We start from the raw sequence: 24180 nt of genomic DNA, 5'->3' as shown, positions 1-24180 counted from the left end.
AGCGCACACCAAAAGGAGCCCCCGTTTGTCTCAGCCCCGCCTCGTCCTCTTCCTCGCCGACATCGAAGGCAACCTCACCGCCCTGCGCCAGACGTTGTCCCGAGCGTGTGAGACCGCCCATGTCCCCCTCCCGGAAGTGCGCTGGGTGGACTCCGCCACGGCCATGACCGACGCGGGTTGGCGCGTGGCCGAGGTGAAGCTCACCCCCGCGGGAGGCAAGGCCGTTCCCGAGGATCACCTGGATGCGCTCGTGCGCGCCGTGGCGAGGGACTTCCGCGACCAGGCCGTGGGGCTCTACACCGACAAGGCCGGCAGCTACGGCCGCGCGTCCCTGAGCGAGCCCGGCCGACCCTCGCGCTCCCTGGAGGGGGAGTACATCGACGTGGTGCGTCAAACGGCCCGTTGGCTCGGCGTGGAAGCGCCGGTGCTCGGCCGCCTGTTGGACGGGGGCGCCACCGCCCGCAACCTGCTCGCCGCGGCGGTGGACTTCGGGGGAGGAGACGCGCCCCAGAAGAACGCCGCACCCGCCCCGGGGAGTGGCAAGGGCGGCCGCCGCCCCGAGCAGCCCCCCGCCCCGCCTCCGGAGCCGGACGAGGATGACCGCTTCGTCGAGGCCAAGCTGGTCGAGGCCAAGCGCCTCATGGAGCAGTACCTGAGCAACCGGAAGTAATCGGCCCCAGAGGCTCTCCGAGGCCCGTGCCGCATCACACTGGCCGGGCCCGCGCTCGCGTGTGCTAAAGGGGCGCCCATGGGCAAGATCCGAAAAATCCTCGTCGCCAATCGCGGGGAGATCGCCGTCCGGGTGATGCGCACCTGCAAGGAGCTCGGTATCGCCACGGTGGCCGTCTACTCCGAGGCGGACCGCTCCGCGCCCCACGTGCGCATGGCCGATCAGGCCTTCCTCGTGGGACCTCCGCCCTCGCGTGAGAGCTACCTCGTGCAGGAGCGCATCCTCGAGGTCGCCCGTCAGTCGGGCGCGGATGCCATCCACCCGGGCTACGGCTTTCTCTCCGAGAACGCGTCCTTCGTGCGCGCGTGCGAGAAGGCCGGCATCACCTTCATCGGGCCGCCGGCCTCCGCCATGGACGCCATGGGCGAGAAGACGCGCGCCCGGCAGAACATGATCAAGGCGGGCGTGCCCGTGGTGCCCGGCAGCACCGAGCCCTTCGCCAGCCATGAGGAAGCGCGCGCCTACGCGGAGAAGATCGGCTTTCCGATCATGCTCAAGGCCGCGGGCGGCGGTGGCGGCAAGGGCATGCGCCGCGTGGAGCGCCTGGAGGAGTTCGACTCCGCCTGGCGCGGCGCCAAGAGCGAGGCGCTCAACGCCTTCGGCAACGACGCCGTCTACATCGAGAAGTACCTGGAGAAGCCCCACCACGTGGAGATCCAGGTGTTCGCGGACACGCACGGCACCACCCTCCACCTCAACGAGCGCGAGTGCTCGGCGCAGCGCCGTCACCAGAAGGTGGTGGAGGAGACGCCCAGTCCCATCCTGTCGCCCGAGCTGCGCGCGAAGATGGGCGAGGTGGCGGTGCAGGCCGCCCGGGCCGTGAACTACGTGGGCGCGGGCACGGTGGAGTTCCTCGTCGACGTGCACCGCAACTTCTACTTCCTGGAGATGAACACCCGCCTCCAGGTGGAACACCCCGTGACGGAGTGGGTGACGGGCCTGGACCTGGTGGCGTGGCAGATCAAGGTCGCCGAGGGTGGGAAGCTGCCCCTCACCCAGGCGCCCGCGCCCAATGGACACTCCATCGAGGTGCGCGTCTACGCGGAGGATCCGGCGCGCAACTTCATGCCGAGCCCCGGCCGCATCACCACCCTGCGCGTGCCCGGCGGCCCGTCCCTGCGAGATGACTCGGGCGTGTTCCCCGGCTACACGGTGCCCAACTTCTACGATCCGATGATCTCCAAGCTGTCCGTGTGGGCGCCCACGCGGCGCGAGGCCATCGAGCGGGCGAAGCGGGCGCTGGACGAGTACGTGGTCAAGGGCATCACCACCAACGTGCGCTACCTGCACGCCATCCTCTCGCACGAGGAGTTCGTGGGCGGCGACTACGACACGAGCTTCCTGCCGCGCGAGCACACCGCGCTCGTGGGCGGGGCGGAGGACCCCCAGCTCACCGAGGCGGCGCTGCTCGCGAGCGTGGTGTACGCCTACCAGCGGGATCAGAAGCGGACCCGGAACATGCCCCAGACGTCCTCGGGCGAAACGGGTATCTCCTCGTGGCGGCGGGCGCTCCGCCGCGGTCGCTAAACCGTCACACTCCCGGGATCCAACCGATGCGTTACTTCACGAAGCGGCACGGACAGAAGGAAGCGGTGCCGGTGGACATCGAGCCCGCCGGAGACAACCGCTACAAGCTCACGTACGAGGGTCGCACCCTGCTCGTGGACGCGCTGGCGCTCGAGTCCGGCGCCATGTCCCTGCTGGTGGACGGAACCTCGCACAACGTCGAGCTCGAGGAGGTGGGCGACGAGGTGTTGGTGCAGGTGGGCGGGCAGACGTCGCGCATCGACGTGGCGGACGAGCGGCGCCTGCGCCTGCGCGCGGGCAAGGCCGGCTTCACCGTGGAGGGCAAGCAGCTCATCGCCGCCCCCATGCCCGGCAAGGTCATCAAGGTCCTGGTGAAGCTCGGCGACGAGGTGAAGGAAGGGCAGGGCCTGGTGGTCGTCGAGGCCATGAAGATGGAGAACGAGCTCAAGAGCCCCAAGGCCGGCAAGGTGGTGGAGTTGCCCGCCAAGGAAGGCACCGCGGTGGAGATCAACGCCAAGCTCGTGGTCGTCGAGTAGCGCCCCAAGCCCACCCCGCCCCGCTGTCCCAGGAGCGACCATGCGACTGGATGCGAACCTCCCGGAGCTCCGGGAGTGGAGTGACGTCAGTGTCCAGACGGACGCCGCCCTCCGGGAAGCGGGCCTCGTGGGCCGGCAACTCCCCCCGCGCTTCTCCGAGGTCGCGCCGCTGCTCACGCCTCCGCGGCAGGTGCTCTGGCTGACGGACGACTTCGAGGAAGCCGTGCTCCAGCAAGGTCCGCTCTCCTCCTGGAAGGGCGTCTTCCCCCCGGCGGATGGACTCGCCCGGGAGCGGCTGGAGGCGCTCGTGGCCGTGGGAGAGGCCTTCGCGCCGGAAGTGGCCGCGCGGGTGCGCTGGACCCTGAGGGTCTCCCCCGAGGGGCGCGTGGCCCGTGTCGTGCCCGCGCTCTGGTACGCCCAGGCGGAGGAGCTGGGCGGCTTCCTCCGGGCACTCGTCCAACGCTGGCCGGAGGAGCTGTCGCTGGAGCAACTGCCTCCCGCTGGAGAACCGCGGCGCGAGCGCCACCCGGTGGGGAGCGATTGGATCGGAGAGGAGCCGGTCTCGCGCGTCCAGTTGCTGTCCCTGGCCCTGCTCGCGCTCTGGCGCTCGGGCACCGAGGACTCGGAGCTGGTGCGCTTCCACGAGGAGTACCTGCGCGAGTGGGGACGCGAACTCGACACGCTCGCGCGCTGGCTGCCCTTGGAGGACCCGGGCGCCGCGCGGTTCGCTCCCCTGCGCACCCGGCTCCATGCCCCGGGCCCCGCCCGGCTGGAGGCGCGCTCCGTGCGCAGCTACGAGTCCGTCCGGGAGCGCATCGACGCGCGCCTCGGAGACGGCCACCTCGGCGTGGACGAGGCGGCGCGCCGGTTGTCCCCCGTGGAGCGGGTGACCTGGGCACTGGACGAACTCTACGCGGCCATGTGCCAGCACACCTTCCACCTGTGGGAGCAGAACTGGGTGGAGCGGGACTTCGACGGGCCGGGCCTCGTGTCCCGCATCGCGGTGGCGGCGCGTGAACTCGAGCCGCTCGCCGCGGACCTCTTCCTGTGGACGGCCCGGTGGGCCCGTGAGCGCGGCATTCCCCTCGTCTCCCTGGTGCCCGACGTCTGGCTCGATGGGCTGGACGCGGGCGAGACGTTCATCCGCGCCGTCGCCGAGCGCTGGCCCGAGGACCTGGAGCCCCAATTCCTGCCCGAGCCGCCCCGCTGGTCACCGCCCCCGCTCGTGCCCTCGCCGGGCTCCGTCCGCTACCCGGGCATCGCCATCGGCCTTCCCGAGAAGGTCACCCCCCAGCGACTCGCCGCGCGGGCGCTGTTCTCGCTCTGGCGCGCGGGCGTGGGCGATGACGAACTGGCGGCCTTCTCCCGTGAGTACCAGGAGGCCCCCCAACGCGAGCCCGAGGTGCTCTCGCGCTGGCTCCTCCTCGACGAGGAGGCGTTGCGCGAGCGGCTCCATCCCCAGGCGGCCCGGCCCTCCTCGAATCCCACGTTCCCTGGAAGCGGCTCCTGGATTACAGGCGAGGACGGGGACGGCGGCCCGCTTCGACGTGAACCCCTTGGAGGTCTGACCCGCATGGAAATGCTCTGCACGTTGCGCAGCCTGACGGAGACCCAGCGCCAGGCGCTGCTCGCGGCACCCGGCCAGCTCGAGGCCTTCATCGATGACGAGGAGGACTTCGGAGACGGCGAGGGCGCGCGCTTCCAGGAGTTGGACATCGGCGAGACGTGGCACGGCCTGCAGTACCTGCTCACGGGCACGGCGTGGGATGGCCAGGCGCCGCTGGACTTCCTCGTGCGGGGAGGCGAGGACGTGGGCGACATTCCCTCGGACGAGGGCACCGCGCGCCTCTTCACCTCCGCCCAGGTGAAGGAGTTGTCCAAGGCGCTCCAGGCGATTTCCCCGAGCACGCTGCGCCAGCGCTACGCGCCCGCGCGGATGCAGCAAGAGGACATCTACCCGGGCTTCTGGGAGGAGCCGCCGCCCGATCTGGATCCCCAGGAGGAGCTGCTGTCCTACTTCGAGGAGCTGCGCGACTTCACCGCCCGGGTGGCGAAGCGGGGCCAGGGCCTGCTGGTGTTCATCGGCTGAGCGCGCGGCCTCACCCGGCGAGCACGTCCCGGCCCAGCTTGAGCACGAGCGCCACCACCACGCCCAGCACCACCTTGCGCACGAGCTTGTCGCCACCGCGCACGGCGAGGTGAGCACCCATCCAGGCCCCGGTGAACTGGGCCGCCGCCATGGGCAGCGCCACGTGCCAGAGCACCAGGCCCCGGTAGGAGAAGAGCGCCACCGCCGACAGGTTCGTCGCGAAGTTGACCACCTTGGCGTCCGCCGAGGCGTGCGTCAGCGAGTGCCCGAGCAGTCCCGAGAACGCGATGATGAGGAACGTCCCCGTACCGGGGCCGAAGAAGCCGTCATAGACGCCGATGAGGAGCGCGATGACCGCCCCCAGGGCCTTCATGCGCGCGAGCGGCGGCTCGGGCCGGACCCCCGGTGGAGGGCCCCGGCGGAAGGCCAGGAAGACGGCCACCACCACCAGCAGCGCGAGCACCACGGGCTTGAGGACTTCCGGCCGCATGAGCAGCACCAGTCCCGTGCCCAGCAACGAGCCCACCAGGCCCAGGGGAAAGGTGATGGAGGCCAGGTTGCCGCGCACCAGCCCGGCGCGCCAGAAGCGCACCAGCGCGGCGAACGCACCGAACACGGACTGACCCTTGTTGGTCCCGAGCGCCACGTGCGGGGGCATGCCCGTCGACAGGAGGGCGGGCAGGGACACGAGCCCTCCTCCACCCGCGATGGCATCCACCGTGCCAGCCGTGAGGGCCGCGACGCACAACAGGACAATCTGGAGAGGAGTCAAGTCCACGCGCGGGCACCTACCATGACCAAAGCTTGCGCGCGCGCTGTCTCTGGGCGTCAATCGGGATTCCCCCTAGCGACCGAGGACCCCCGTGCTCACGTCCCTTGTCTCCATGATGACGCTCGCGCTGCTGACGGCCGCGCCCGTGGATGCCGCCGGGCCCACCTGCCGCTCCATCGATGGGCACGTGGCGTGCGGCTACCAGTGCAAGTCGGATGGGCAACGGGTGCGGTGCGCGCAGACGCCCCAGGGCTCCTGTCAGGTCATCGATGGCCAGGCGGTGTGTTTCGATCCGCCCGCCTACATCGTCCGCATCTACGGCACCGCCCTGCCCGCCTTCGAGTGCAAGACCATCGACGGACAGGTGGCGTGCGGCTATCAGTGCGCGACCCAGGCCGGCAAGGTGAAGTGCGCGCGCACGCCCGCCGGCATCTGCGGCACCCGCGCCGGCGAGGTGGAGTGCTTCGATCCTCCGCCCGAGGTGTACGCCGTCCATGGCAAGGACACGCCGCGCGCCGAGTGCCGCGCGTACGACCAGGAAGTGGCCTGCGGCTACAAGTGCACCCTGGGCGCCGGCCATGTCGCCTGTAGCAACACCCCCATGGGCGTCTGCAAGAGCGATGGCATCCAGCTCAAGTGCTTCGACCCGACCGCCCAGACGCTCTGTGCCTGGGGCAAGTCGCTGCCCCCCCTGCAGTGCGGATTGAATGATGGTCACCCGGTGTGCGGCTACGGCTGCACCAAGGCCTACGCCAAGGCGGCCTGCGCGGCCTCGCCCAAGGGAATGTGCAAGGTGTTCGATACCGAGGTGCACTGCTTCGATCCGCCCACCGCCCAGGACGCGGATCCCGCCTGCCTCAACATCCTCGGCATGGCCACGCTGGACACCCGCCCTTAAGTAAGCGAGGGGCACGGCAGCTTGCTTTCCCTGATCCGAAGGCGAGGTTAGGGTGAGCGGAGCTTACCCAAGGAGCACATCCCAGATGGCGGAGGGAGACGTCCGGCAATACTTCGTGCGCAATGACAAGGGGGCCATCTGGGGTCCCCTCGAACTGCCCACCATCGAGCTGCTCATCGACAATGGAGCCATCCAGGGCCGGCTCCAGGTGTCCGAGGACGGCATCAATTTCGCCCTCCCCGGGCGCTTTCCGCACCTGCGCGACAGTTTCCCGCGCGAGATGTGGGGAGACGTCGTGCCGCCCGGCCCCGCCAGGCCCGCCGCGACCACCGCCGCTCCCGTGGCGGCCGCCCCCCAGGCACCCGGAGGAGCCCCCGCTCCCGCCGGAGTCCCCGTCGCGGGGCCTGGCATCCCACGTCCCGCGGGCGTCCCCATCGCGGGTCCCGGCGCCACCGCCCGGCCCGGAGTTCCCACCGCGGGCCCCGGCGCCCGTCCGGGTGCTCCGCCTCCCGGCGCGCCCCGCCCGCCTCCCGGTGCGCCCACCGCCGCCCGGCCTCCCGCTCCCGGTGCGCCGCCTCCCGCGGGGGCACCCACTCCCGCCGCCCCCGTGACCGCGAGCGCGCCTCCCTCCCCCGCGCCGGACATGTCCGAGGCACCGCCCGCCAGTGGTTCGCTCGCGACCCATTCGCCCGTGCGCCTCTACGGCCTCATCGCCGCGGGCAATCACACGGGTCTGCTCTCGCTCGTCCTGGCCGATAGCACCGTCGGCATCCACTTCCGCAAGGGCAACCCCGAGCTCATCGAGTCCTCCCACCCCGACGACGCGCTGGGCACCTGGCTCCTGCGCAACAAGCTCGTCACCCCGGAGCAATACCAGCAGGCCGAGGCCGCCAAGAACCGCTTCGGCGGCGAGGTGCTCGCGGCCCTCTTCGGTCTGGGCCTGCTCCAACCCGCCTCGGCCTTCACCCAGCTCGCGCAACGCGCCCAGGGCATCCTCCTCAAGGGTCTGCGCGCCGAAACGGGCTCCTTCACCTTCGAACTCAAGGATCTCCCCGCCGCCAAGGCCATGCCGCTGGGCAACAAGTGGGCGGTCCTCGGCGACCTGGTGCGCCGCATCCCCACCGCGGACTTGCACCGCCTGCTCCAGCCCGTGCTCGCCCTGCCCGTGATGAAGTCCAACGGGCGCGTGGCCACCGGAGACCTGCGCCTCACCCCTCACGAGGTGCGCGTGCTCGCCCTCATCGACGGGGTGCGCTCCACGGCCCAGTTCCTCCATGAGCTGCCCCAGGACGCCGAGCACCTGCTGCGGCTCGTGTTCCTCCTGAAGGAACTCGGGGGCGTGTCCTTCGCCACCCCGCGCACGCCGGCCCCCGGCCCCGCTCAGGCACCCGCCGCCAAGCCCGCCACGACGGGGACACATCCGGTCGCGAAGCCCGCCGCTCCCGGCGCCCCTCCGACAGTGCCCGCCCCCAAGCCCGCCACGACGGGCACGCACCCGGTCGCCAAACCCGCCGCGCCCGGCGCTCCTCCGACGGCGCCCGCCGCCAAGCCCGCCACGACGGGGACACATCCGGTCGCGAAGCCCGCCGCTCCGGGCGCGCCTCCGACAGCGCCCGCCGCCAGGCCCGCCACGACAGGAACGCACCCGGTCGCCAAACCCGCCGCCCCGGGTGCGCCACCCGCTGCCCAGGCTCCAGCTCCAGTTCCGGCGGCCAAACCCGCCGCTCCGAGCGCCGCGGCCGCTCCGGCCTCCCCCGGCTCCGCGCCTGGCGCGGGTGAAATCCCCGCCCTGCGGGAACTCGCCCAGAAGATGAAGGAGCAGAACCACTTCGAGCGCCTGGGCGTGGGCGCGGACACCAACGGCCCGGCGGTGAAGATCGCCTACTTCAAGCTGGCCAAGCAGTACCACCCGGACACGCTGCCTCCCGGCGCGCCGCCCGAGCTGGAGAAGCTCAAGGCCGACATCTTCGCCTACATCGGCGAGGCCCACCGCGCGCTCGCGGACGAGAAGAGCCGCGCGGCCTATATCGAGGATCTCAAGCACGGCGGCAGCAAGGAGGCCGAGGTGGACGTGGAGGGCATCCTCAAGAGCGAGGATCTCTTCCGCCGAGCGGGCATCTTCATCAAGAACCGCAAGTTCGCCGACGCGGCCAAGCTGCTCGACGAGGCCATCCAGCTCAATCCCGAGGAGCCCGAGTTCTACGCCTGGCGGGGTTACGCCCGCTTCTTCACCTTCGAGGACAAGAAGGCGGGCTTCAACGAGGCCTTCCGCGACATCCAGGTGTGCCTGAAGAAGAACGACAAGGTCGCCGCCGGGCACTACTTCCTGGGCGTCATCGCCAAGCTGTGCGGGGACATGAGCGGGGCGCTCAAGTCCTTCCAGAAGACCGTGGAACTGCAACCCAACCACATCGACGCGCAGCGGGAGATCCGCATGGCGGCACAAAAGAAGTAGGGTGCGCCACCCCGGGAGCGCCACCGTGCGCTCCCCCCTTCGAGGAGAAGCAATCTTGCCGTTGACCGGAAAGCAGCGCCGCGAACTGCGCGCGCTGGGACATCACCTGGAGCCGGTGGTCATCGTGGGCCAGTCGGGCGTGAGCGAGGGCATCATCGGTGCCGTCAACCAGGCGCTCCACGACCACGAGCTCATCAAGGTGAAGATCAACGAGGGCCCCGAGGAGCGCCACGAGGCCGCCGAGAAGCTGGCCCAGGGCGCGGAGGCCGAACTCGTGCAGTTGCTGGGCCGCACCGTGCTGCTCTTCAAGAAGCGGGACGAGGACTCCAAGTTCCCGAAGTTCTAGTGGGGGAAGCCCGCCTCGCGGGCGGCCAGCTCCGCGCCATCGCCCAGCCGCTCCAAGAGCCGGGGACCGAAGTACTGACGGCGGGACTCACCCTCGCGGGCTTCCACGCGCTCGGGCGTCTCCACGTAGCCCACGTATCCGTCCACGAGCCCCAGCACCCCACTCGCCCCCGTGCGGCGCGCCAGGGCCGAGCCCGCCTGCACGGTGGGCTCCCCCGGCATGAGCAGCCAGTGGAGCGGCCCGAGCGTCAACGCGCCCACCTCCACCGTGCGCGCGGACGAGGCGCACAGGAGATTGTCCCCCGCCGCCCGCGCGTACCCGGGCGCCAGACGGGACGCATCCGGCCTGGGCAGCGCCACGGACACCCGCGCGTAGCCCAGCGCCAGGGGCCCCTCCGCCGCCACCGGTTCCGCCTTCCCCGCCAGCTCCGCCACGGCCTTCGCGTAGCCCGCCACCTTCTCCAGCCCCTCGGCCCCCTCCCACACCGCCGAGGCGTTGCCCGCGGCGCCCTGCAACATCAACGTCACGCCCCCCGTCGCCTCGCGCAACTGGCTCAGGCGTCCGGGCCAGTCCGGGTCCACCACGTCGCGCTTGCGCGGCACCAGCGTGGGGTGCGAGGCGAAGTGCAGCAGCTCCGCCACGGGCCCTTGCGTGCCCCGCAGCACCACGCGGGTCAGCGCCCCCTCCGGCACGTCACCGCCCGAGCGCGAGCGCACGAGGCCCGGCTCGCGCGCCTCGCCCACCTCGAGGGTGACGTCCGTGAGCCGGGAGGCCGCCTGAGCCAGGGCCTCGCTCGCGCCCACCGCCGCCGCCTTCAAGGAGTCCTCGCGGTACCGTCCCGTCCCCGCCAGTTGGGAGGCGAGCCGCGCGTCATACCCGCCAAACGAGGAATGTGTGTGGGTGGCGACCACCAGCACGGCGTTGAGCCCCAGGGGCGCGCTCCGCTCGCGCACCGCGGCCACGAGCGGGTCGGGAACCAGCATCAACTCCAACGACACCAGCCCCACCTTGAGCTCGCCCACCGCCAGCACCACCGCGCGCGCCTGGGGAGGCAATCCCGCCCCACTCGCCTCGGGCAGCGGAAGCCCATAGCCCGCCACGGCCACCGGGTAGGGCGGCGCCAGGGCCACCTTCGCCGCCCCCGCCTTCCAGGGCCCCTCGGCGCGTGCCCGGCCCAGGAGGGTGGGGGCCTCCTCCGGCCAGCGGCCGCACCAGTTCCACGAGGCGAGCGCGTAGGCCGACCCGATCGTCAACAACGTGAGGGGGAGCAAGGAGCGCAGCCGGTGGCGCCACGAGGTGGACATGGGGAGCCATAGCCTAACGGGAGCCAGGAAATTCCCGAGAGGAATGGGCCCGCCCGCCTGCCTCCGACTCCTCCCCACAGGAATACCCCTGCGCAAGAAAGCCGTTCTTGAGTTCCGTTCAGCACCCGAAGGGGGTAAGGCACGCGGCATGTGTGGAATCTTCGGAATCGTCGGCCACCCAGAGGCTTCCAACCTGACCTACCTCGGCCTGCATGCCCTGCAGCACCGGGGGCAGGAGTCCGCGGGCATCGTCGCCTCGGATGGAGAAAATCTGCGCGCGCACCGGGAGATGGGGCTCGTGGCGGACATCTTCACCGCGCCCGTGATCGAGGACCTTCCGGGAGGCGCGGCCATCGGCCACGTGCGCTACTCCACGGCGGGCGTCAGCCGGCTCAAGAACGCCCAGCCCCTCACGGTGGAATACGTGGGCGGCCAGATGGCGGTGGCGCACAACGGCAACCTCGTCAACGCCGAGGAGCTGAAGAAGGCGCTCGAGGCCGATGGCGCCATCTTCCAGTCGGACTCGGACACCGAGGTCGTCATCCACCTCATCGCCCGCTCCAAGCAGCCCTCCTTCGAGCAGAAGGTGGTGGAGGCCCTGGGCCGGGTGAAGGGCGCCTACAGCCTCTTGTTCCTCACCGAGAAGAAGCTCGTGGCGGTGAGGGATCCGTTCGGCTTCCGGCCCCTCGTGCTCGGGCGGCTCAAGAACAGCTGGGTGCTGGCGAGCGAGACGACGGCGCTGGACCTCATCGAGGCGGAGTTCATCCGCGAGATCGAAGTGGGGGAGATGGTCGTCATCGACGAGGGCGGCATGCGCACGAGCCACCCCTTCGCGCCCTCGCGCCAGGGCCGGTGCATCTTCGAGCACGTGTACTTCGCCAAGCCGGACTCCGTCCTCTTCGGCTCGAGCGTGTACGAGACGCGCAAGGAGCTGGGCCGGCAACTGGCGCGCGAGCAGCCCGTGCCGGGCGCGGACCTGGTCATCGCGGTACCGGACTCGGGCGTGCCCGCGGCCATCGGCTACGCGCAGGCGAGCGGCATTCCCTATGACGTGGGACTCATCCGCAGCCACTACGTGGGCCGCACCTTCATCGAGCCCCAGCAGTCCATCCGCCACTTCGGCGTGAAGCTCAAGTTGTCCGCGGTGCGCCAGGTGCTCAAGGGCAAGCGCGTGGTGGTGGTGGATGACTCCATCGTGCGCGGCACCACGAGCCGGAAGATCGTGAAGATGCTCAAGGCCGCGGGCGCGGTGGAGGTGCACCTGCGCATCTCCTCTCCGCCCACCCAGTGGCCCTGCTACTACGGCATCGACACGCCGAGCCGCCAGGAGCTCATCGCCTCCAGCCACTCCGTGGAGGAGATCGCCCGCTACGTGACGGCGGACTCGCTGGGCTACATCTCCCTGGACGGCCTGGGCACCGCGGTGGGTGACCGCGAGCGCACCACCTTCTGCACGGCGTGCTTCTCCGGCCAGTACCTCACGGGAAACCTGGGGCCGAGTGTGCCCGACGAGGTGAAGTCCACGCCGAAGCTCGTCAGTGCCTGAGCCGAGCGCCTCCTCCCGGGCAATGGAAAGCCCTCGCCACTCCGAGCCGCATGCCGCCGAGCGGCGCTTCACCCGCTCGGTCCTCGCGGGCCTCTTCCTGCTGGGCCTGGTGGCCCTGGCCGGCCCGCTCCTGTCCTACCAGAGCGATGTCGACGAGATGCGCCACCAGTTCCGCTCCCGCGTGGCGCGCGAGGGCCGGGTGTATGCCCAATCCCTGGGACTGCACCTGCAACTGCTCAAGTCGGAGCTGGCCCGCGTGGCCCTGGGCGTGGGGCCGGATCTCCAACAGGAACGCTCGCTCGAGGACGTGCAGGACCTCACCGGACCCAACACGGGCCTGTTCCGGCAAGGCATCATCCTGATGGACGCCTCGGGCGAGGTGCGCTGGAGCGAGCCGCCCCGGCTCTTGAGCGGCAGCCCCCTGCTCACGCGCGCCTGGTTCCAGCAGCTCCTCGTCCAGCAAGTGCCCGTCGTCGACGCGCTCAGTCCAGGCTCCTCCACCTTCGTCGTCGCCGTGCCGATCGTGCGCGAGCGCAAGACGCTGGGCGTGCTGGCCGGACTGCTCGACGCGAACGCGGATCTCCCCGGCGCGCGGCCCACGCGCGAGCACCTGACGCTCCTGGTGCTCAACCGGGAGGGCGATCTCTTCATCCCCTACGCACCTCCGGAGTGGGCCACCACGAAGGGCTTCGCCGCCAAGGTGGAGACGCTGCTCTCCGAGCGGGGCCAGGAGATGGAGACGGGCCGAGGAGAGGTGTTCGCCTGGGCCACGCCCGTGCCCGGCACCGAGCTGCGCCTGGTGCTCGCCGCGGATGAGACGTCCAGCATGACCACCATCCGCGAACGGCTGCTCACCCAGTTGCTGGTGATCGTCGTGCTGCAGGTGGGCACGCTGCTGCTCTTCGTCCTGCACTGGCGGCGTGTCTACCGGCTCTTCCTGGAGATGGAGCGGCGCGCGGCGGAGAAGGAGACGATGGCGGCGCTCGGCTCGGCCGCGAGCCTCATCGCCCACGAGGTGAAGAACTCGCTCAATGGCCTCAAGGTGGCCACCGGCATGCTCTCGCCCGGAGAGGAGCAGGCCCTCGCGGTGCGCACCCTGCGCGGGCAGATCGACAGGCTCGCGCACCTGGCCACCTCGCTGCTGCACTTCGGCAAGCCGCCGCGCGTGCAACGCACCCCCGTGGACCTGCCGCACCTGGTGCGCGAGGTGCTCGACGGCCTGCGCGTGCTGCCCGAGGCCGAGGAGGTCCACCTGGACGCCCATCTGCCCGAGAGCTTGAGCCTCACGGGGGACCCCCTGCTGCTCGCCACGGCGCTGGACAACCTGGTGCGCAACGCCATGGAAGCCACCGTGGCGGCCAAGGACCTGGGCCAGCTGGACTCGCCCGAGGTGCGCGTGCACGTGCGGCGAGAGGAAACCCACGCCGTGGTGGACGTGGAGGACAACGCGGGCGGACCCCCGGCGGACTTCGAGGGCCGGCTCTTCGAGCCCTTCGTCACCACCAAGCCCAAGGGGGTGGGCCTGGGCCTGTCCATGACCCGGCGCGCGGTGGAGGCGCAGGACGGGCAGCTCACCTTCTCCCGCATTCCCGGCGGCAGCCGCTTCAGCGTGCGGCTGCCGTTGACCGTTCCGGAGTCCCCGCCATGAGCCCTCCCCTCCTCTTCGTGGACGATGACCGGGCCTTCTCGTCGCTGGGCGCGGCGGCCCTGCAACGCGAGGGCTACGCCGTCACCCTGGCGCGCTCGCTGCACGAGGCCCGCGCCGCGCTCGCACGCCTCACCCCCGCCCTGGTGGTGCTCGATCGACGGCTGCCGGATGGGGACGGGCTCACCTTCCTGTCCGAGCTCAAGAGCCACGTCCCCGGCGCCGGGGTGGTGATGGTGACGGCGCACGGAGACATCGCGAGCGCGGTGGACGCGGTGCGCGCGGGGGCCGCGGACTACGTGGCCAAGCCCGTGGAGCTCGCCGACCTGGTCTTGCGCGTGCGCCGCGCCCTGGACACGGGCCGGTTGAAGGACCGGCTGGCCGCGGCCGAGGCCGAACTGTCCGGCCGCCGCAGGCTCATTCCTCCCGCGTCGGCGGCCATGCAACGGGTGCTCGCGGCGCTTGAGCGCATCGCCGCCTCGCCCCGCAGCGCGGTGTTGCTGCTGGGCGAGACGGGCGCGGGCAAGGAGATGCTCGCGCGCCACCTGCATGCCCTGTCCTTCCAGAACGAGGACACCCCTTTCGTGCACGTCAACTGCGCGGCCCTGCCCGAGCAGACGGTGGAGAGCGAGCTGTTCGGCCACGAGAAGGGCGCCTTCACCGACGCTCGCACCACGCGCCGCGGCCTGGTGGAGGTCGCGCATGGGGGAACGCTCTTCCTCGACGAGGTGGGCGAGCTGCCCCTGGGCCTGCAGGCCAAGCTCCTCACGTTCCTCGACTCGGGCCGCTTCCGGCGCCTGGGCGGCACCACCGAGCACTCCAGCAGCGCGCGCATCGTGGCGGCCACCAACCGGGACCTGCCCGCGCTCATGGCGCGCGGGGAATTCCGCGAGGACCTGTGGTTCCGCCTGGGCGTCTTCCGCATCGACATTCCGCCGCTGCGCGAACGGCACGAGGACATCCTCCCCCTGGCCGAGGGAATCCTCGCGGACCTGCGCCGGGAGTTGGGCCGCAAGGACGCCATGCTCGGGGCTCGCGCGCGCGCCCGGCTCGCCACCTACCCCTTCCCTGGCAACGTGCGCGAGCTGCGCAACATCATCGAGCGCGCCCTGGTGATGGAGTCCGGCCCTGAGCTGGAACTGGATGTCCTGCAAGGCGGCAAGCCCATGCCCTCGCTGGCGGCGGCCGTGCCCGACATGGACCCGGAGTCCTTCGTGCTCGCGGGCCCTCCTCGCGCGCTCGAGGACGTGGAACGCCTCTATACCCGCTGGGTGCTGGAGCGCCTGGGAGGCCGGCGCATGGAAGCGGCCAAGGTGCTCGGCCTGTCCTACCCCACCTTCCTCAAGCGCCTGGGCGAGGGCTCCTGACGCACCAACGCCTCAGAAACGGATGAAGTCGAAGCGCTCGATGTGAGCCCGGATCTCCTCCTCGGTGGACTCGTCCTCCTTGGCGATGATGGGGGCGAACATCGTCACGGCCGCGGTGCCCGGAGGCTGCTTGTTGAGCACGCCCACGGTGACGTCTCCATGTCGGCCCGGCCAGGGAACGCGGAGCAGTTCAGGAGCCCGGTGGACCGGATCCAACACGGTGAAATGGGGCCACCCAGGCAAGCGCAGGGTGCTCGGATCGCACCCCATGAAGCGACAGCCATTCAGACGCGCCTCGGAGAAGTCACAGTCCTCGATGGCGCCGTGCTCCCATCCGCTCGCGGAGTCGGGCCAGTACCCAAAGGTACACCCCGACAAACGCCCCGTGAACCGGCAACCTTTCAGTGACGCATTCACCCATGATTGGTGATTCTTCAACTCCTGCTTCACCTCGAAGGTACAGCCGATGAAACTCGACTGATTGATGATCAGGTTCTTCGCGGACACCTTCAACACGATGGTGCAATTCCTCACCACCAAACCAACGCTGAGATAGTAGAGCGAGTTTTTATCGGTCAGCTCCAACCGTCTGCCTTCGATTTCCTGATCCTTGAAGATGACATTTTCGAGCCATCCCATCTTCAACCCCCTCAGAAAGTGAGCATCCGAAAGAACTCGCCCGCCATGCGCCTGCCATGTCGCGCCAGATTCGACTCTGTCCCGGAAAGAATCTCGTACCTGTGACCCGTATTGGGATCAATTACGTCCACACCTCGGTGATTGAATCGGAAAAGTCCCTCGAAACGCGTCCTGACCTGCGTGTGGACGAAACGCCCGCGGGCCTCCCGCTCCAATAGGCGCGCCAGCCAGTACTCACCTTCTCTCAGCGCCTTCTCGATGGCGCGTTGCTCATTGAGGGTGAGTTCGTTGGGCGTCCACTTCCTCGCCGCTTCCGTCACCGCCTTCTGGAGCTCATCCCCCACCACATCCTCGGCCGGGATGTCTCCCTCCGACTTTCCTCTCGGCAAGTGCCAGCGCTGCCCGTTGCCCAGCACCATCTGCCGGTTGCCTCCCCGGTGCCGTAGCACCGTCCCCGTGCCTCGGCCACCTCCCGCCGAGCCCCCTCCCTTCTTCAACTGCACCACCGCCAGCGCTCCGCCTGGCGTCGCCGCCACCCACTCCACCGTCTCCACCGCCGCCACCAGCGCGTCCCGCGCGCTGACGTCCACTCGCCCCATCACCTCGGCCCCGCCCCGCTGCGCCTCCCACCTCGCCCCCGCCGACGTGAATCCCGGCAGCGCCTTCACCCTCGCCGCCACCTGGCCCACCGTGTGCCCCATCAGCGCCCCCACCGCCAACACCAGCACCCGCGCCGCGCTCCCTCCCAATACCTTCGCGTACTCCTCGCCCGCCTCCCTCAACTCCCCGAAGGTGCTCGCCTCGTGCGCTCGGGTGGCCAGCCTCATCCACCCCTCCATCAACCCCCACACCGTGTCCAACCCCAACCACGCCACCAACATTACCGTCAGGCTCGCGGCCACTGCCTTCACCGTCGGCTCGGGCACCACCCACGCCATGCAGTAGAGCGACACCGTCCACACCACCAGCGCCACCACGCCCCTCACATCCAACACCTCGTGCGCCAGCGCCTCGCGTGTCTCGTCCAGCACCGGGCCCATCGCCAGCGCCAGCGCCCACGTCCTCCTGTCCTCCATCCCCAGGTACGGCCCGTCCTCCAACAGGCCCAGGCAATCCCCGCCTCCTCTCTTCTCGCACCACCCCACGTACCTCGCCCTCAGCGCCTCCTCCGCCTCCGGCGTGAGCGGCACCGGCCCCGTCTGGCTCACCGGCACCAACGAGTACACCTGGCCTCTCGCTCCCTCCGCCCTCCACTCCCCCTCCATCCTCACGCGCTCGGCTTCTCTCGCCTCTTCCGCCACCTCCAGCAGCGCTCGCGCCGCCTCTCGCGGAGTGCCCTTCCACCGCACCTCTCTCGCCAGCACCCTCACCGCCCGCTGAAACTCCGCCGGGGACACCGCCACCGGTTTCGGCTCCACCCTCCCCGCCTCCATCACGTCCACGTCGTACGTGACCCTCGGCGCCTCTTGCCGTCCTCTCTGGCCCGGAGTCGTGCGCGGTACTCCCGTGACACACGCCGCGTGCAGCACCAGCACCAGCAGCACCCACACGCCGCACTCCGAGCCTCGCCACCTCACCCGCTTGCTGTCCACACCACCTCCCCCGCCGGGGACTTAGAATTCATGTCGAAACGGACATGAGGAAAGCGAATCCGCAGGTTGTGCGTTACACGTCGGCGCGCTGCCGCGTGCCGACAAGATATTCCTTGAGTTCGGCTTTCATCGCGGTGGTTCGCGCTTCGACGACCAGTCGCACGTCGACCGCAGGCTTGTCGCTAGGGTCGACCAACATCGCGTCCACGCCAAGTTCCCTCGTCCAGTCGTCCACCTTGAGCTGCCCGGTCTTGAACTCGTGAACTCGCTCCAAGAACGCGCGGAGCGACTCCGCGCTCTTCGCGATGTTGAAGGACTTCTCAAGCAAGCAGCAGTTGCCGAGAGCGTTCATCGTCGTCGACAGGTCGTCGGCGCTCAGCGCAGACTCGTCATCGGCGTCCGCCTGCGCTTGCGCCTGCGCTCCAGGCAAGGTCTCCCAGAGCTTCACGGCCACGATGTGGTCGACGTCGAGACTCGGGCTGCCGCGCTTCGACTCACGCAACGGAAGGGCAGATGCCTTCCAGCGCTGCGCATCGAGCCGGTGCCAGAGCCATAGCGGCAGGTAATAATCATGCACGCGGTTGCGCGTGAGCACGGCGAGGTCATCGATGTACTTGGACGACTCTGCCTGTAGCGCTCCAATCCACACATCCATGCGAGTCTTGAGCGCACCAATGACGTCGTCCGGCGAGGCGAGCACGGCGAGCTTCGACCAGTCGGTGGCCAAGTCCTTGGTGTATTCCGCGAAGGCCTTGTCGGTCGATTTGACCCATCGGCCCGACCATTGCGACAGCAGAATCCAACGGTCGCAGTGGTCCTTGAATGCAACATCAAGGGACTTCTCAAACCCATCGCGGTCTGCGACCGACAAAGGATGCGCCTCAAGCCACCAACGTCCGAGCAATCGCCACGCAAGCAGTAGCGTGAGGACATTGAGCGAACGATAGTGCTCACCGAACCGGAATCCACGGTCTTGGACGAGCTGCGCACCTTCCACGGCGTTAGCGACCAAGATGTCCCAGTTCTTCACGAGGTCCTGGGCCATTGGCCGCACTTTTTCGCCGCGAAGAAGGTCGGTCGCCGTGAGCAAGGCGCCGTCTCGATGGAGCACCGACCACATGGCGGACACCAAACCAACGAGCGCGTCGATGTCGATGGAGACACCTGCGGCGGCAAGCGCTTCGTTCAGGTCTTCGAAGCATCGTCCCGCCGTGCGGTTGCTGGTCTTGCTGGCATCCCATCCGGTTTTGATCCACGCGAAGGTGATTTCTTGGCGCGTAAGCGCGCGACCAGCGGTGTTGAGTCGCGTGAAAATGTTGACGATGGCGTCGTTGTAGACGTCTTGGTTGATCACCTCGGCATCGAACGGCGAGAGTTGAAGATATGAGACCTTCGATTGCTTGATGCTGACCAGGGTGACTACGAGTTCGGCAAGCGGCACGAGCACGTCCTCGATGATTTCCTTGGGGACGTCGTGCGCACTGAGGAGCGGCTTGAGTTTCTGTCGGAAGTGCTGCTCGAAGAGTCCGGGCTGCGTGGACGCGAGATCCCACAGCCGACTGAGGCGAACAAAGCGCCCCTTGTTCTCGGCGTCGAGCGCGCTGGCAATCGGATGCTTGTAGTTTGCCGGGCGCGACAGCGTGGAACGCCCGTCATTTGGGCTCTGCACGACCCACGACAAGACATCGCGGAAGTCGACGTTCCCGACGCCCCCCACTTCCTTCACACGCTCACGGAACGCCCACACGTCGAGAGACAAGTGGCCAAGTGACCAGTGGCGCTTCGCGTTCTTGCCCTTGGGGCGCTCGGCGTCCAGGACCATCGACCATTCCTGGTCCAGGAGACGAAAGCCCCAACTGTCGCCACCGAATGCGAGCAGGAGGCTCTGCAATCGTTGCTGGCCGTCGAGGACCATGCGGAACTGCGCAGGTGGGTTGCTCTTACTGACCTGCGCGTCATCAAACTCGTCAGTACGGTCAGCGATGCGCCAAAACGGCCGCGACGGGATACCTGCGAGATCCTCCTTATGGACGCTCCAAAGCAGCAGCGTGCCGAACGGCCAGCCGCGAAGTAAAGAGTCGACGAGAAGCGTGACCTGGCTCGGGCTCCACACGTACGGGCGCTGGAGGTCGGGCACCAGCAAGGTCGCGCCCTGGTCGGAACTGGCGGCTCTCAGGATCTCGTGTAGTGACTCAGCACCCTCATCATAGATCTTCATCGTCGGCCCTCGGTGAGAGCCGATGATATCATCGTAACAGCTCGCCGTGCCCCGTCTGGACAGGGCGAGCACGCCCGGGTCTCAAGACGAGGCGCGAAGGCGTGTTCAGTCGGAGCTGGAGGGGAGCGTGACGGTGCCGGGGTTGTCGATGGCGGCGAGCGCGGCGCGCAGCAGGTAGCGCCCCGGGTCCTCACCGCCCAGACGAGCCGTCTCAATCAGCGAGTAGAAGAGGGCGGCTACCTCGGTGCCGCGCAGGGACTTGGAGCCGTAGTGGTTTTTGCGTCCCAGCACCAGGTCGCGCAGCTGGCGCTCCACCAGGTTGTTGGGCGTCTTCCGCATCGACATCCCGCCACTGCGCGAACAGCACGAGGACATCCTCCCCCTGGCCGAGGGAATCCTCGCGGACCTGCGCCGGGAGTTGGGCCGCAAGGACGCCACGCTCGGGGCTCGCGCGCGCCCGGCTCGCCACCTACCCCTTCCCTGGCAACGTGCGCGAGCTGCGCAACATCATCGAGCGCGCCCTGGTGATGGAGTCCGGCCCCGAGCTGGAACTGGATGTCCTGCAAGGCGGCAAGCCCATGCCCTCGCTCATGCTCGCGGGTCCTCCTCGCGCGCTCAAGGACGTGGAACGCCTCTATACCCGCTGGGTGCTGGAGCGCCTGGGAGGCCGGCGCATGGAAGCGGCCAAGGTGCTCGGCCTGTCCTACCCCACCTTCCTCAAGCGCCTGGGCGAGGGGTCCTGACGCACCGACGCCTCAGAAACGGATGAAGTCGAAGCGCTCGATGTGAGCCCGGATCTCCTCCTCGGTGGACTCGTCCTCCTTGGCGATGATAGGGGCGAACATCGTCACGGCCGCGGTGCCCGGAGGCTGCTTGTTGAGCACACCCACGGTGACGTCTCCATGTCGGCCCGGCCAGGGAACGCGGAGCAGTTCAGGCGCCCGGTGGACCGGATCCAACACAGTGAAATGGGGCCAGCCGGGCAGGCGCAGGGTGCTCGGATCGCACCCCATGAAGCGGCAGCCATTCAGACGCGCCTCGGAGAAGTCACAGTCCTCGATGGCGCCGTGCTCCCAACCGTCCGCGTAGTGGGGCCAGTGCCCGAAGGAATTTCCCGACAAACGACCTGTGAAGCGGCAACCCTTGAGAGAGCCATGCACCCATTGCTGGAAGTTCTTCAACTCCTGCTTCACATCGAAGGTGCAATCGATGAAGCGAACTCCGTCGATGAAGAAGTTCCGAGCCGGCACCTTCAAAACGATTGTGCAATTCCGCAACGTCAGGTTGGAGCCGAGAAAATAGAGCGACCCCTTGTCGGTCAGCTCCAGTCTCTCGTTCTCGATTTCCTTGTCCTCATAGAAGACCTTGGTGAAGAGCATCCGCCCCCTCAAAAGGTGAGCATCCGGAAGAACTCGCCCGCCATGCGTCTGCCATGCCGTGCCAGGTTCGACTCCGTCCCGGAAAGAATCTCGTATTTTCGGCCCGTCGCGGGGTCAATCACATCAACTCCCTTGTTCCGGTTGAAGTCGTAGAGATGCTTGAACCGCTTCCCCACCTCCGTCTCCACAAAGCGGCCCCGAGCCTCCCGCTCCAATAGGCGCGCCAGCCAGTACTCACCTTCTCTCAGCGCCTTCTCGATGGCGCGTTGCTCATTGAGGGTGAGTTCGTTGGGCGTCCACTTCCTCGCCGCTTCCGTCACCGCCTTCTGGAGCTCATCCCCCACCACATCCTCGGCCGGGATGTCTCCCTCCGACTTTCCTCTCGGCAAGTGCCAGCGCTGCCCGTTGCCCAGCACCATCTGCCGGTTGCCTCCCCGGTGCCGTAGCACCGTCCCCGTGCCTCGGCCACCTCCCGCCGAGCCCCCTCCCTTCTTCAACTGCACCACCGCCAGCGCTCCGCCTGGCGTCGCCGCCACCCACTCCACCGTCTCCACCGCCGCCACCAGCGCGTCCCGCGCGCTGACGTCCACTCGCCCCATCACCTCGGCCCCGCCCCGCTGCGCCTCCCACCTCGCCCCCGCCGACGTGAATCCCGGCAGCGCCTTCACCCTCGCCGCCACCTGGCCCACCGTGTGCCCCATCAGCGCCCCCACCGCCAACACCAGCACCCGCGCCGCGCTCCCTCCCAATACCTTCGCGTACTCCTCGCCCGCCTCCCTCAACTCCCCGAAGGTGCTCGCCTCGTGCGCTCGGGTGGCCAGCCTCATCCACCCCTCCATCAACCCCCACACCGTGTCCAACCCCAACCACGCCACCAACATTACCGTCAGGCTCGCGGCCACTGCCTTCACCGTCGGCTCGGGCACCACCCACGCCATGCAGTAGAGCGACACCGTCCACACCACCAGCGCCACCACGCCCCTCACATCCAACACCTCGTGCGCCAGCGCCTCGCGTGTCTCGTCCAGCACCGGGCCCATCGCCAGCGCCAGCGCCCACGTCCTCCTGTCCTCCATCCCCAGGTACGGCCCGTCCTCCAACAGGCCCAGGCAATCCCCGCCTCCTCTCTTCTCGCACCACCCCACGTACCTCGCCCTCAGCGCCTCCTCCGCCTCCGGCGTGAGCGGCACCGGCCCCGTCTGGCTCACCGGCACCAACGAGTACACCTGGCCTCTCGCTCCCTCCGCCCTCCACTCCCCCTCCATCCTCACGCGCTCGGCTTCTCTCGCCTCTTCCGCCACCTCCAGCAGCGCTCGCGCCGCCTCTCGCGGAGTGCCCTTCCACCGCACCTCTCTCGCCAGCACCCTCACCGCCCGCTGAAACTCCGCCGGGGACACCGCCACCGGTTTCGGCTCCACCCTCCCCGCCTCCATCACGTCCACGTCGTACGTGACCCTCGGCGCCTCTTGCCGTCCTCTCTGGCCCGGAGTCGTGCGCGGTACTCCCGTGACACACGCCGCGTGCAGCACCAGCACCAGCAGCACCCACACGCCGCACTCCGAGCTTCGTCGCACACCCTGCGTGGACACACCGCACCTCTTCCGGACAGCCATTGAAGGATTCTTCAATGCAAGGATCTTGAAGTCCGCCCCGCGTCTGCAAGTTCCTTGAAGTGGGGGGCGAGGCCAACCCCTCGGAATCATTTGGAAGCGAATGGGCACGGATGTTGCCCAGGGACAGCCCAGAACCCACTGGGAGCCCTGTCCTTGCGCCGCGTTCCGTCCCTGTTCCTCTCCTGTCTGCTCCTCGGGGCCTCCACCGCCTCCGCCGGGTCCACGGCCGCCGTTGCTCCATCGGCCGCCGCTACCCGTGACTCGCTCTCCCTGGACTCCCTGCCCGACGAGGACGGACTCGCCCAGTTGCTGTGGGAGCGCTCCACCGAGTTCACCCAGGCGCGCTCCCGCGTGGACTCGGCCCAGGCGGACCTGACGCGCACCCGGCTGCTGCCCAACCCCGAGTTGGATCTCTCCTGGAACACGCTGCCGCTCGGCCCCACCAACCCGCCGGGGCTCCACCGCCTGCGAGACGTGCCCAATTACCAGGCGGGCATCTCGCAGCTCGTGGAGCTGGGCAAGCGGGGCCCCCGGCAACAATCCGCGCGCGCCGCGCTCGCGTCCACCGCGCTCGACGTGCAGTCGGAGTTGCGCGAGCGCACCTATGACTTGCTGGAGCGCGTGGCGGCGGTGGCCACCGCGCAGGTGCGCCTGGACGAGCTGGAGCGGCTGACCACCGACGCGGCCCGGCTCACCGAGTTGCAGCGCATCCGTCAGCAGCGCGGCGACACCGCGGGCCTGGACGTGGACCGGGCGGTGCTCGAGGAGGCCCAGTTGCAGGGGCAGCTCGCCGAGGAGCACAGCCATCTGACCGAGGCCCTGCTGGAGTGCTCGCGCGTGGCGGGCCTCGCGTGCGTGCCCTTCGACCACCGGGAGACGGCGGCCGCCTTCCTCACCCGGCGCCTGGCGCGTCCAGCCTCCGAGCCCGGAGACGTCCAGCAGCGGCCCGACCTGCGTGCGCTCCAGGCCCAGCGCCAGAGCGCCCAGGCGGACCTCACGCTCGCGCGGCGCGGCTGGGTGCCGGACCCCACGTTCCGCGCCGGGTATGTCCATGACCGCTTCACCGAGTCGGGCAACCAGCTCGACTCCCTCTTCGTGGGGATGTCCTTTCCCCTGCCGGTCTTCGATCACGGCCAGGCATCCGCGCGCCTCGCGAGCGCCCAGGCCGAGGCCGCCGAGCGCACGCGGCAGCAACTCACCGCCCAGGCCCAGCGTGACCTGCGGGCACTCACCGCCCAGCGCGACGCGCTCGAGCGCCGGCGCCAGCGGGTGCGCCAGCAGAACCTGCCCCTCGCCTCCACGCTGGTGGAGCGGCTGGACGCCGCGGTGAAGGCGGGAGGCGCCTCGCTGCAGGACCTGCTCTTCGCGCGCCGCACCTATGGCCAGCTCCTCCTCGACGCCGCGGAGCTCGACCTCAACGCCTTCCGCCTCTCGGTGGCGCTCGACCGGGCCCATGCCACCGGCCCCCAGGCCCCCGCCGAGCTGCGCGCGCACTTCTGACCCTCCGCTCTTCCCTTCCCCTCC

19 protein-coding genes and 1 pseudogene are annotated in these 24180 nt (G+C 69.3%); 12 read left to right on the top strand and 8 right to left on the bottom strand.

From position 1 onward, the window contains the following. The first annotated feature begins 25 nt into the window (after positions 1-25). The 4 genes from MEBOL_RS23090 (at position 26) to MEBOL_RS23075 (ending at position 4882) form a co-directional block, all read left to right on the top strand. A complete protein-coding gene (locus tag MEBOL_RS23090; protein WP_095979480.1) occupies positions 26-670 on the top strand; it encodes a hypothetical protein in 645 nt (214 codons plus the stop codon). A gap of 78 nt (positions 671-748) precedes the next feature. Further along, the gene (locus MEBOL_RS23085) at positions 749-2257 is read left to right on the top strand and encodes an acetyl-CoA carboxylase biotin carboxylase subunit (RefSeq protein ID WP_095979479.1); all 1509 of its coding nucleotides are present in this window, start codon (positions 749-751) and stop codon (positions 2255-2257) included. Between the two features lie 26 nt (positions 2258-2283). After that, entirely contained in the window at positions 2284-2793 is a 510-nt protein-coding gene (locus MEBOL_RS23080; RefSeq protein ID WP_095979478.1) for an acyl-CoA carboxylase biotin carboxyl carrier protein subunit, read from the top strand. Between the two features lie 1573 nt (positions 2794-4366). Then, positions 4367-4882 (top strand): YfbM family protein, encoded by a 516-nt coding sequence (locus MEBOL_RS23075; protein ID WP_095982945.1) that lies wholly within the window; start codon positions 4367-4369, stop codon positions 4880-4882. Between the two features lie 10 nt (positions 4883-4892). Here MEBOL_RS23075 and MEBOL_RS23070 read toward each other — a convergent pair whose 3' ends face one another. Next, on the bottom strand, positions 4893-5660 hold the full coding sequence (locus tag MEBOL_RS23070; protein WP_095979477.1) for a TSUP family transporter: 768 nt from the start codon (positions 5658-5660) through the stop codon (positions 4893-4895). Positions 5661-5745: 85 nt separating this feature from the next. Between MEBOL_RS23070 and MEBOL_RS23065 the strand changes: the two genes are divergently transcribed. The 3 genes from MEBOL_RS23065 (at position 5746) to yhbY (ending at position 9353) form a co-directional block, all read left to right on the top strand. Further along, positions 5746-6552 (top strand): hypothetical protein, encoded by an 807-nt coding sequence (locus MEBOL_RS23065; protein ID WP_095979476.1) that lies wholly within the window; start codon positions 5746-5748, stop codon positions 6550-6552. 85 nt (positions 6553-6637) lie between these two features. After that, a complete protein-coding gene (locus MEBOL_RS43745) occupies positions 6638-9007 on the top strand; it encodes a J domain-containing protein (RefSeq protein WP_095979475.1) in 2370 nt (789 codons plus the stop codon). A gap of 55 nt (positions 9008-9062) precedes the next feature. Then, on the top strand, positions 9063-9353 hold the full coding sequence (gene yhbY / locus MEBOL_RS23055; RefSeq protein WP_095979474.1) for a ribosome assembly RNA-binding protein YhbY: 291 nt from the start codon (positions 9063-9065) through the stop codon (positions 9351-9353). Here yhbY and MEBOL_RS23050 read toward each other — a convergent pair. Continuing rightward, the gene (locus MEBOL_RS23050) at positions 9350-10657 is read right to left on the bottom strand and encodes a hypothetical protein (RefSeq protein ID WP_095979473.1); all 1308 of its coding nucleotides are present in this window, start codon (positions 10655-10657) and stop codon (positions 9350-9352) included. The genes yhbY and MEBOL_RS23050 overlap by 4 nt on opposite strands. A gap of 148 nt (positions 10658-10805) precedes the next feature. Between MEBOL_RS23050 and purF the strand changes: the two genes are divergently transcribed. Genes purF through MEBOL_RS23035 form a run of 3 tightly spaced genes read left to right on the top strand, consistent with a single transcriptional unit; the run spans position 10806 to position 15215 of the window. Continuing rightward, a complete protein-coding gene (gene purF, locus MEBOL_RS23045) occupies positions 10806-12203 on the top strand; it encodes an amidophosphoribosyltransferase (protein WP_095979472.1) in 1398 nt (465 codons plus the stop codon). Between the two features lie 22 nt (positions 12204-12225). Continuing rightward, the gene (locus tag MEBOL_RS23040; protein WP_095979471.1) at positions 12226-13851 is read left to right on the top strand and encodes a sensor histidine kinase; all 1626 of its coding nucleotides are present in this window, start codon (positions 12226-12228) and stop codon (positions 13849-13851) included. Then, positions 13848-15215, top strand: a complete 1368-nt coding sequence (locus MEBOL_RS23035; protein ID WP_095979470.1) for a sigma-54-dependent transcriptional regulator — start codon at positions 13848-13850, stop codon at positions 15213-15215. The genes MEBOL_RS23040 and MEBOL_RS23035 overlap by 4 nt, the downstream gene beginning before the upstream one ends. A 12-nt stretch (positions 15216-15227) precedes the next feature. Here the strand turns inward: MEBOL_RS23035 and MEBOL_RS23030 are convergent, their stop codons facing one another. The 4 genes from MEBOL_RS23030 to MEBOL_RS23015 form a co-directional block, all read right to left on the bottom strand. Next, the gene (locus tag MEBOL_RS23030; protein ID WP_095982944.1) at positions 15228-15854 is read right to left on the bottom strand and encodes a pentapeptide repeat-containing protein; all 627 of its coding nucleotides are present in this window, start codon (positions 15852-15854) and stop codon (positions 15228-15230) included. An 11-nt stretch (positions 15855-15865) separates the two neighbouring features. Continuing rightward, positions 15866-17446 carry a SitA5 family polymorphic toxin gene (gene sitA5, locus MEBOL_RS43115; protein WP_342747652.1) on the bottom strand — a complete coding sequence of 527 codons (1581 nt, stop codon included), beginning with the start codon at positions 17444-17446 and terminating at the stop codon, positions 15866-15868. 73 nt (positions 17447-17519) lie between these two features. Further along, positions 17520-19664 carry a DUF262 domain-containing protein gene (locus MEBOL_RS23020; RefSeq protein WP_157775385.1) on the bottom strand — a complete coding sequence of 715 codons (2145 nt, stop codon included), beginning with the start codon at positions 19662-19664 and terminating at the stop codon, positions 17520-17522. 105 nt (positions 19665-19769) lie between these two features. After that, entirely contained in the window at positions 19770-20009 is a 240-nt protein-coding gene (locus tag MEBOL_RS23015; protein WP_170115407.1) for a transposase, read from the bottom strand. On the opposite strand from MEBOL_RS23015, the pseudogene MEBOL_RS44130 reads away from it, so the two are divergent. Continuing rightward, positions 19987-20407, top strand: a pseudogene (locus MEBOL_RS44130) (AAA-type ATPase lid domain-containing protein); the annotation flags it as partial. The gene MEBOL_RS23015 and the pseudogene MEBOL_RS44130 overlap by 23 nt on opposite strands. Positions 20408-20419: 12 nt before the next feature. Here the strand turns inward: MEBOL_RS44130 and MEBOL_RS23005 are convergent. Continuing rightward, positions 20420-21043, bottom strand: coding sequence for a hypothetical protein (locus MEBOL_RS23005; protein WP_095979467.1), 624 nt, complete (start codon positions 21041-21043; stop codon positions 20420-20422). Between the two features lie 8 nt (positions 21044-21051). Next, complete coding sequence (gene sitA5 / locus MEBOL_RS43105; protein WP_483869351.1) at positions 21052-22656, bottom strand: SitA5 family polymorphic toxin; 1605 nt, start codon at positions 22654-22656, stop codon at positions 21052-21054. A gap of 153 nt (positions 22657-22809) precedes the next feature. On the opposite strand from sitA5 (MEBOL_RS43105), the gene MEBOL_RS22995 reads away from it, so the two are divergent. Next, on the top strand, positions 22810-24156 hold the full coding sequence (locus MEBOL_RS22995) for a TolC family protein (RefSeq protein WP_095979466.1): 1347 nt from the start codon (positions 22810-22812) through the stop codon (positions 24154-24156). The last annotated feature ends 24 nt before the right edge of the window (positions 24157-24180 follow it).

This window comes from Melittangium boletus DSM 14713 (assembly GCF_002305855.1).
Classification (GTDB): domain Bacteria; phylum Myxococcota; class Myxococcia; order Myxococcales; family Myxococcaceae; genus Cystobacter; species Cystobacter boletus.
This window is presented reverse-complemented; position numbering and strand designations above follow the sequence as displayed.

Coding starts and splice junctions, on each gene's coding strand:
- MEBOL_RS23085 (WP_095979479.1), top strand. CDS start 749: ATGGGCAAGATCCGAAAAATCCTCGTCGCCAATCGCGGGGAGATCGCC.
- MEBOL_RS23080 (WP_095979478.1), top strand. CDS start 2,284: ATGCGTTACTTCACGAAGCGGCACGGACAGAAGGAAGCGGTGCCGGTG.
- MEBOL_RS23075 (WP_095982945.1), top strand. CDS start 4,367: ATGGAAATGCTCTGCACGTTGCGCAGCCTGACGGAGACCCAGCGCCAG.
- MEBOL_RS43745 (WP_095979475.1), top strand. CDS start 6,638: ATGGCGGAGGGAGACGTCCGGCAATACTTCGTGCGCAATGACAAGGGG.
- MEBOL_RS23050 (WP_095979473.1), bottom strand. CDS start 10,657: ATGTCCACCTCGTGGCGCCACCGGCTGCGCTCCTTGCTCCCCCTCACG.
- purF (WP_095979472.1), top strand. CDS start 10,806: ATGTGTGGAATCTTCGGAATCGTCGGCCACCCAGAGGCTTCCAACCTG.
- MEBOL_RS23040 (WP_095979471.1), top strand. CDS start 12,226: ATGGAAAGCCCTCGCCACTCCGAGCCGCATGCCGCCGAGCGGCGCTTC.
- MEBOL_RS23035 (WP_095979470.1), top strand. CDS start 13,848: ATGAGCCCTCCCCTCCTCTTCGTGGACGATGACCGGGCCTTCTCGTCG.
- MEBOL_RS23030 (WP_095982944.1), bottom strand. CDS start 15,854: ATGGGATGGCTCGAAAATGTCATCTTCAAGGATCAGGAAATCGAAGGC.
- MEBOL_RS23020 (WP_157775385.1), bottom strand. CDS start 19,664: ATGAAGATCTATGATGAGGGTGCTGAGTCACTACACGAGATCCTGAGA.
- MEBOL_RS23015 (WP_170115407.1), bottom strand. CDS start 20,009: ATGTCGATGCGGAAGACGCCCAACAACCTGGTGGAGCGCCAGCTGCGC.
- MEBOL_RS23005 (WP_095979467.1), bottom strand. CDS start 21,043: ATGCTCTTCACCAAGGTCTTCTATGAGGACAAGGAAATCGAGAACGAG.
- sitA5 (WP_483869351.1), bottom strand. CDS start 22,656: ATGGCTGTCCGGAAGAGGTGCGGTGTGTCCACGCAGGGTGTGCGACGA.